At 29.7% G+C, this 7,899-nt stretch carries 10 protein-coding genes and 1 tRNA gene; 2 read left to right on the top strand and 9 right to left on the bottom strand.

What is annotated here, in order from left to right; genetic code table 11:
- The first annotated feature begins 119 nt into the window (after positions 1 to 119).
- Both B5E75_RS13560 and B5E75_RS13555 read left to right on the top strand, forming a co-directional pair.
- Entirely contained in the window at positions 120 to 581 is a 462-nt protein-coding gene (locus tag B5E75_RS13560; RefSeq protein WP_087360311.1) for a hypothetical protein, read from the top strand.
- A 134-nt stretch (positions 582 to 715) separates the two neighbouring features.
- Complete coding sequence (locus B5E75_RS13555; protein WP_087360308.1) at positions 716 to 1,738, top strand: tyrosine-type recombinase/integrase; 1,023 nt, start codon at positions 716 to 718, stop codon at positions 1,736 to 1,738.
- 401 nt (positions 1,739 to 2,139) lie between these two features.
- On the opposite strand, the gene B5E75_RS13550 is transcribed toward B5E75_RS13555, so the two are convergent.
- From B5E75_RS13550 to B5E75_RS13510, 9 genes are all read right to left on the bottom strand, one after another.
- The gene (locus B5E75_RS13550; protein ID WP_087360305.1) at positions 2,140 to 2,835 is read right to left on the bottom strand and encodes a carboxymuconolactone decarboxylase family protein; all 696 of its coding nucleotides are present in this window, start codon (positions 2,833 to 2,835) and stop codon (positions 2,140 to 2,142) included.
- Between the two features lie 30 nt (positions 2,836 to 2,865).
- Entirely contained in the window at positions 2,866 to 3,285 is a 420-nt protein-coding gene (locus B5E75_RS13545; protein ID WP_087360302.1) for an aldo/keto reductase, read from the bottom strand.
- 403 nt (positions 3,286 to 3,688) lie between these two features.
- On the bottom strand, positions 3,689 to 3,904 hold the full coding sequence (locus tag B5E75_RS14875) for a hypothetical protein (protein WP_239480182.1): 216 nt from the start codon (positions 3,902 to 3,904) through the stop codon (positions 3,689 to 3,691).
- Between the two features lie 356 nt (positions 3,905 to 4,260).
- Positions 4,261 to 4,335: transfer RNA gene (locus B5E75_RS13535), tRNA-Arg, on the bottom strand.
- Between the two features lie 17 nt (positions 4,336 to 4,352).
- Complete coding sequence (locus tag B5E75_RS13530) at positions 4,353 to 4,553, bottom strand: hypothetical protein (RefSeq protein WP_087360299.1); 201 nt, start codon at positions 4,551 to 4,553, stop codon at positions 4,353 to 4,355.
- Positions 4,554 to 4,576: 23 nt separating this feature from the next.
- On the bottom strand, positions 4,577 to 5,176 hold the full coding sequence (locus B5E75_RS13525) for a phosphatase PAP2 family protein (RefSeq protein WP_087360296.1): 600 nt from the start codon (positions 5,174 to 5,176) through the stop codon (positions 4,577 to 4,579).
- On the bottom strand, positions 5,148 to 5,684 hold the full coding sequence (epsC, locus tag B5E75_RS13520; RefSeq protein WP_087360293.1) for a serine O-acetyltransferase EpsC: 537 nt from the start codon (positions 5,682 to 5,684) through the stop codon (positions 5,148 to 5,150). The genes B5E75_RS13525 and epsC overlap by 29 nt, the downstream gene beginning before the upstream one ends.
- Before the next feature lie 482 nt (positions 5,685 to 6,166).
- Positions 6,167 to 7,006: a PD-(D/E)XK nuclease family transposase gene (locus B5E75_RS13515; RefSeq protein WP_087360290.1), complete on the bottom strand. Its 840-nt coding sequence runs from the start codon at positions 7,004 to 7,006 to the stop codon at positions 6,167 to 6,169.
- A gap of 100 nt (positions 7,007 to 7,106) precedes the next feature.
- On the bottom strand, positions 7,107 to 7,899 hold a 793-nt coding region (locus B5E75_RS13510), incomplete at its 5' end, for a PD-(D/E)XK nuclease family transposase (RefSeq protein ID WP_087360287.1).

The following is a 7,899-nucleotide window of genomic DNA, read 5'->3' as shown; positions in this document are numbered from 1 at the left end:
TTGAGTTATTAAATAAAGGAATGTAAAAACATTAAATTATAATAATCTCTTAAAAAATATATAAATAGTATATAATATTGTACCTTGTACTATTGAAAGAAAGGAATGAAAAAAAGATAATGGGTTTATTTGGCAAAAAGAAAAAAGATAAAATTATTGTAGGTGGTTTTCTAGTATCTGGATTACCAGAAAAAGAAAATAGTGATTTAATGTTAGAGTTATACAATGATCATATTCACATAAAAAGTTTTAGGGATTTTAAAAATGAGTATAAAATCTCTTTAGATAAAGTAACTGATGTAAAATTTTATACTGAAGAACAAATTCAAAAAATAATTGAACAATCTACCCCAGGTATAATTATTGGTGCTGCTACATTTGGTGTTATAGGTGCTATGATTGGTGGTAGAGTAAAAACAAAAGAGAAAAAAACTACATTAGATTTTTTATTAATTAAATTTGACAATAAAGAATTTTGTATGAGAATAACTTATTATCCTTCTGTAAAAAAATTCATAAATAAAATTCATGAATTAAAACCTTCTTTATCATTAGAAAATAAAGAGATTGTAGAATTATAAAAATAAAAACCCTTCGATACTGGCAATATCAAAGGGTGAAATGTCAATCAATCACATGTGGGTGAAATGACTAACACGACAAAATAATTATATCATTTTACCTACTTGTTAATCAAGGAAAGGTGGAATAAAAAATGAGATTACCAAACGGTTATGGAAGTGTTGTAAAATTATCTGGAACAAGAAGAAAACCGTACATGGTTAGAAAAACAGTTGGATTCAATGAAAAGCATTATCCAATTTATAAGATTATCGGTTATGCCAAATCAAGAAATGACGGTTTAATTATGTTGGCTGAATATAATCATGATCCATACGATATTGAAGCTAGAAAAATGACTTTTAAGGAAGTCTATGATCTATGGGAAGAAAAGAGATTACCAAAGCTGGGTAAAAGTTTACAGAAGGCAATGAAATCAGCATATAAGCATTGTTCCAGTATTGAAGATATGAAATATAGAGATATTAGAACAATACACATGCAAGACTGTATAGACAACTGCGGTTGCGGTTATTCTACACAAGGGGCAATAAAAAATTTATTTGGGCATCTTGATAAGTTTGCTTTGGAACTTGATGTTATAAATAAATCCTATGCACAATTGACAACTGCTGAACCAATTCCAGAAACAACCAAAGAGAGATTTACTGATGATGAAATTAAGCAGTTGTGGAAATTATATGAAGATGGTGTTGAATGGGCTGATACAGTTTTAATACTCATTTACACTGGATTCAGAATAACTGAATTTCTAAATTTAACATTAGATTCTATTGAAAACAACTGTTTTAAAGGCGGTATCAAGTCAAAAAGCGGTAAGAACAGAATTATACCTATTCACTCAAAAATCGCTCATATCGTTGAAAATAGGGCAAACAGAACACAAAATTATCTGATTACTGAAGATGGCAACCATCGGATTAACCAGACAGCATATTATAAGTATTATTATGATGTACTTAAACTGATCAATGTGAGAAAGACACCACATGAAGCAAGACATACATTTAGATCATTACTTGATTCTGCTGGTGCAAATAAAAAGTGCATTGATATGCTTATGGGACACAAATCAAAAGATGTTGGATTAAGAAGATATACACATAAAACAGTTGAAGAATTAAGAGATGCAATCGAATTAATAAGAGTTCAATGAACTCTTATTTTTGTTACCAATTTATTACTGAACTAGTAACAAACTAGTAACAAAAATAAGAAAAAACCCTCATTTTATGAGGGTTTAAGGTTTAATAAAGATATTATAACATATTTTATACTCATTTGATGATACTGAATACACATATACCAATAAAGAACTATATGCAAGTAGCTTACATATAATTAAAAATAATACAAATTCAGAAAGTCAAAAACAACTCCATGAACTATCATATGAACATAGTTCACTTTAAAAAGATGCCAATATTATAAATGATATAAGTATTCAAAGTGATTGAACTGAGCCATTCACGGAAAGCCTGTGAGGAAAACGATTAACCACTATATTCAAGCACAAGTTCTACCATCAAAATATCAATGATTATTTTAACATTGACTTTATGATTCGATAGCCTTTTGAATACATGTCATAGCATTGAGACTACGAGGATAACCCATATAAGGCAAACATTGTGAAACAACTTTTCTTAAAAAAGCTTCATCATTTCCTAAGTTCATATTTCCTTTCGCATGAGCAATCAATTGGGGTTCACAACCACCTTGTGCCATTAAAAAACAAAAAGTAATCATCTCACGTTGAGCCAATGTTAAACCAGTACGTGTATAAAAATCACCAAAACAGTTATCAGCTAACCATTGATTGATATGACCATTTTTCCATGCCTCTTTCATATGGTCACCAAAAATGATAGCTTGTGTATTCGCACCTTTTTCTAGACGATTATCCCTTGTTGTCGTTTTTTGTGATGGTAAAGGTAATGCGATGTTTTGTTTTTCTAATTCTTCATTAACAATATTTAAAAATGGTAACATTTTAGCAAAACCTAAATAATCACAAGATTGATAAACAACTTCTTTTACCATAACAGGTGTCAGTCCTACCTGTAATGCCTGTGGTAAAATAAAACGAAAAGCATCCTGCCCCTGACATCCTAATAAAGTCGCCAGAATAGCCATATAACGTGTTACATCATCTAATTCCTGTCCTTTTTGATGAATCACTTCATCTCCTGCAAAGTGCTCAAAAATATCCATAAATTCTGGATCTGTTTCATATAATTTCTTTACATCCATTGTCATTTCCTCCTTAAATTTTTTATTCACCTATTGACCATACATGTTTTGTTTGGCATTTTCTAAAGTATTTTGTACCATCACACCAACCAATGCATGAGGTACATAGACTTCTTCTAAATAACAAACATCTTCATCTGTCAATATCAAATCAACAGTTTTGACTGTTCCTTCAACATGATGCAGTTTCGTTGCGACAACAACATCTTCACGATTTGTATAATTTTTTAATGCTCTACCAAGATATTGTTCACTTGTCCCACTTTGATAAGCAATATCTATATCAAAGAAATTGATGCCCATATCTAATGCCTTTTTGACAATTTCTCTTGTATGCTGTTCATCAATTATCCAAGTATGCTGACTATTTTTAACATCACCAAATCCCATACATCCTAAACAAATCCTAGATACTTTTAAATCAGAATTTCCTAGTTGGATATATTCCATAATCATTTTCCTATCTTATAAATTCACTCTTGCAATTATTGATTAATATCCTCTTTTACAATAAGTATTTCATCATAACTGGCAATTTTTCAATAACAGGTGCTCCTGTTTTGAATATCTGATAAGCGAAAACTTTTGATTTATACGTATGTTGACTGACTCATTCAACATAATCTGCTTTTGCTAATATATCTTGACTAGCTCAATTCACCTTTAATGTATGATTTTCTCTAATACACCACAATTGTATAATGTCATTGAATTAAACTGAACATAATATGAGTGTACCCCATAATACCTAAATACCCAAAAGCACATAATGAGGTGCATTATTCACCATTGTTTCTAACATCATTAATGGTGTTAGATATAAGGCTAAAGATTTTCCTACATTTTTCGCATATCAATCACCCATTTTTTGATTTTCTTTTTGAATTTCATATCTTAAATAATCTAATCGTGATATTTGTTTTTCCTTAAAATGCACTTCACTTAAAATTCCATTTCTTTTCTTATTTAACATACCCATACGTTGTTTTTGAGTACCACTTCCATCAGCTAATAATCTCATATACTTTTCAATATTTTCATTTGTAAATCCAATATCATGAAGTGTCATAATAATACTTAAACGTTCAATATCACTTCATCACATAATCCCCATTGTTCATACTCTTTGAGTATTTTAATAGGTATATTATATTTCTGACTGGCTTCTTCTATTGTCATATACAAACTCCTTTCTTCAAAAAATAAAGGTATTCCATCTAGGAACACCTTTATTATAAAAAGAGTTATGTGCAATGTCTAATACTTATATGTTATCATCAATTATGCCTTTAAAGTATTGATAAACACATAAAAGTTTCATAATTATAATTAATAATCTAAAAATAAAACAATTTCATTTTATTCATTCAATCTATTTTTAAAATAATAAAACCGAAAACAAAATGTTTTTCGGTATCTTTTCAATGGCCTCCCTAGTAGGAATCGAACCTACAACTAGTCCTTAGGAGGGACTTGTTATATCCATTTAACTATAGAGAGAAAATCATGAACATGTTTTATTCTAACATGTAATCTTCTATAATGCAATTGGTCATTCTCATTTGATTCCATCTTTTCAATAATGTTTCAATATAATAAATAGTCATCAATTCATACCATTCTCCTGTCTTTAAATCGACTAAACAATATAAATGATTTTCTCTTTTGATTAAACCCAAACGATAATAATATAAAGCTGCTTGTATATCAATAGACATTTACAAAACCCCCTATTTCATATTTATGAAACAGAGGATTTTTTATGAATGAAATAAAGAGTAGACAAATAACATAGAGAAATTAACCAACCTGCCACAATATCACTTGCATAATGAACACCTAAATATATGCGTGTTATTCCTACTATTATAGGTATAGTCAAAATAACAATAGCTAGAAAATGATGAGATTTCCATATTTTATAACCAATGAATCCATATAAACTCATTGACATCATTGCATGAAACGATGGGAAACTATAACCATGTTCTTGAATCACAGGAAAATAGGTAGGACGTGATCTAGTGACAATATTTTTAATCACAAAGTTAATCAAAGCAAGAACAACCATATGAAGACTTAATCTCAAACCTGAAGATTTATTCGTTACAATAGCTATAAAACATAAAATAATAATAAAGAAGGCTGATCCTAATAAAGTCATTATTTTCATAAAAAATGTTAATAGTGGTTGACGAATAGATAGACAATAAGCATAAATCAATACATCTATATCATGCCACAACCCATTCATAAAAGTGAATAGAAAGAAAAACAAACAAAGCCATGAGCCTATTAAAAATATCCAGTGTTTATAATTCCTTATCCACCCTTTGACCATTTTCTTTCACAATCCTTCCGGGAATTCCAATAACAGTACAATTCGGTGGAACATCTTTTAAAACAACAGAAGATGCCCCAATAATACTATTATCACCTATTGTTACATCTCCAATGACTTTTGCTCCAGCAGAAACCATCACATTATTTTTTAATGTTGGATGTCTTTTCACTTTATGTTCGCCTGTTCCTACACCACCTAAAGTCACACCTTGATATAAAGTACAATCATCACCAATAATTGTTGTTTCTCCAATAACAACACCCATACCATGATCAATAAAAAAACGCTTACCAATTGTTGCTCCTGGATGAATTTCAATTCCCGTTAAAAAACGTGCTACCTGACTTAAAAAACGTGCAATTAATTTAAGATGCAGCTTCCATAAAAAATGATAAATACGAAACAAAAACATAGCATGTAAACCGGGATAATTTATAATTACATTCAATGGATGACGTGCTGCCGGGTCCATTTCTAATATTCTTCCTATCAATGTTTTTGACATTTTGCTCACCTCTTTTTTATATTTAATCATAAAATATTCAAATACACAAATCATATTATCATTTTTATATTAGCATATGCTTTTTATAAAATAGCAATTTTACTTTTGTCATAGTTTTTCTAAAAAACAAAAAAGTAGCATCAATGCTACTCAACTATATATATTAAAAAGCAAATATCTTAATGACTTATAATTATAATATTGAATATTTTTACTTATGTATATAATCATTTTTCTATTGAATTTTATAGTTCTATAGATTTCCATATTCATAATTATGCATAAATTAATTTATAGAAATCACTGTAACTTATGATATAATCACCAATCTTTTCTAATTGTGCCTTATTACACTCTTTCACCCATTCAAAGTTATTATTTGGAAATTTCTTTAACAGCAATTTCAGTAATTTTTTGGTTCCATTTTCAATATCAAGGAATAATTATTTATCATATCAAAGGGACTTGAAGTCCCTTTGATGTCATGAATGAATTAATTTATAGAAATCATTGTAACTTATATTCAACAAGATATAATCATCAATCTTTTCTAATTGTGTCTGACTGCAATCTTTAATCCATTCAAAGTTTTTATTCGGAAATTTCTTCAACAGTATTTTCATCAACTTCTTGATTTCTCCTCGTTTTTCACCAATATCTTCTCCTTCTTTTCTTCCTTCATTTTTTGCTTCAGTAATTAATTCTTCTAGTGCTTCACACATTGTCCTCTTTCCTCCTTCTTGCTTTTTAAAATAACTAACTCTTTTTCTTAACACTTCATAATACATGTCATTTGGATTACTACACAACATATCATGCATTAACTTCCCTAATGCTGTTTCATCTTGCATTGATGCATTCAAATAAATGATATGTAACTTATCTTTAAACTGTTCCTGTTTGTCAATATAGCGTTCAATATGACTCACTAATCGTTTTGTTTTCAATACATCTTCTTCACATATAAAGATAACATACATTTCTGGAAAATGACTCCATTTCTCTCCTGGATAGGACAAATCACAATCCAGTACACTGGCATGATATCTTGCCCTTAATGGTGAGGCATTGTCCTTGCTTTTTTCTACCTCTATACCTATGACTGCCCCTTCATACGTATAGACAACAATATCCAATTCTACCGATCGACTAACCACTTGCTTATGGTCTTCCTGCGTTTCGAATCTCTTGAGTGAAAACTGTTCACCAAAGATAATCTTCATCAACAGTTCAACACATTGATAATCCTTGAATATCATTCTCATGAATGTATCATCAATAGGTCTTAATTTATTTAATACTTCTAGATATCTTTCATTCACTAATATCGCCCCTTTCATGTGATTTTTATAGTTGATTTCATCTTCAATATTAAGGAACGATTATTTATTATATCAAAGGGATTCAAAGTCCCTTTGATAGTCATGAATGAACTAATTTATAAAAATCATTGTAGCTTATATTCAAAAAGATATAATCATCAATCTTTTCTAATTGTGTCTTATTACACTCTTTCACCCATTCGAAGTTTTTGTTTGGAAATTTCTTTAACAGTAATTTCATTAATTTCTTGATTTCTCCTTCATTTTTTGCTTCATTCACTAATTCTTCTAACGCTTCACACATAGTCTTCTTTCCTCCTTCTTGCTTTTTAAAATAACTGACTCTTTTTCTTAAAACTTCATAATACATGTCATTTGGATTACTACACAACATATCATGCATTAACTTCCCCAATGCTGTTTCATCTTGCATTGATGCATTCAAATAAATGATATGTAACTTATCTCCAAAGACATTACCATCTTCCCGATATCTTTGTATATGGTCTAGCATTTTACCATTTTTTAACACATCTTCTTCACATATAAAAACAACATACATCTCTGGAAAATGACTCCATTTCTCTCCTGGATAGGACAAATCACAATCCAATATACTGGCATGATATCTTGCCCTTATAGGTGAAGCATTGTCTTTGCTTTTTTCTACCTCTATGCCTATCACTGCTCCTTCATGCGTATAGACAACAATATCCAATTCCACCGATCGACTAACCACTTGCTTATGGTCCTCCTGTGTTTCAAATCTCTTGAGTGAAAACTGTTCACCAAAGATAATCTTCATCAACAGTTCAACACATTGATGATCCCTGAATATCATTCTCATGAATGTATCATCAATAGGTCTTAATTTATTTAATACTTCTAGATAT

Source organism: Massiliimicrobium timonense (assembly GCF_002160865.1).
Taxonomy (GTDB): domain Bacteria; phylum Bacillota_I; class Bacilli_A; order Erysipelotrichales; family Coprobacillaceae; genus Allocoprobacillus.
Note: the sequence above shows the minus strand (reverse complement) of the source record. Positions and strands in the feature narration are given on the sequence as shown.

Bases quoted from the DNA above. Each gene is read 5' to 3' on its own strand.
- B5E75_RS13560 (WP_087360311.1), top strand. From the start codon at position 120: ATGGGTTTATTTGGCAAAAAGAAAAAAGATAAAATTATTGTAGGTGGT.
- B5E75_RS13555 (WP_087360308.1), top strand. From the start codon at position 716: ATGAGATTACCAAACGGTTATGGAAGTGTTGTAAAATTATCTGGAACA.
- B5E75_RS13550 (WP_087360305.1), bottom strand. From the start codon at position 2,835: ATGGATGTAAAGAAATTATATGAAACAGATCCAGAATTTATGGATATT.
- B5E75_RS13545 (WP_087360302.1), bottom strand. From the start codon at position 3,285: ATGGAATATATCCAACTAGGAAATTCTGATTTAAAAGTATCTAGGATT.
- B5E75_RS14875 (WP_239480182.1), bottom strand. From the start codon at position 3,904: ATGACACTTCATGATATTGGATTTACAAATGAAAATATTGAAAAGTAT.
- B5E75_RS13530 (WP_087360299.1), bottom strand. From the start codon at position 4,553: ATGTCTATTGATATACAAGCAGCTTTATATTATTATCGTTTGGGTTTA.
- B5E75_RS13525 (WP_087360296.1), bottom strand. From the start codon at position 5,176: ATGGTCAAAGGGTGGATAAGGAATTATAAACACTGGATATTTTTAATA.
- epsC (WP_087360293.1), bottom strand. From the start codon at position 5,684: ATGTCAAAAACATTGATAGGAAGAATATTAGAAATGGACCCGGCAGCA.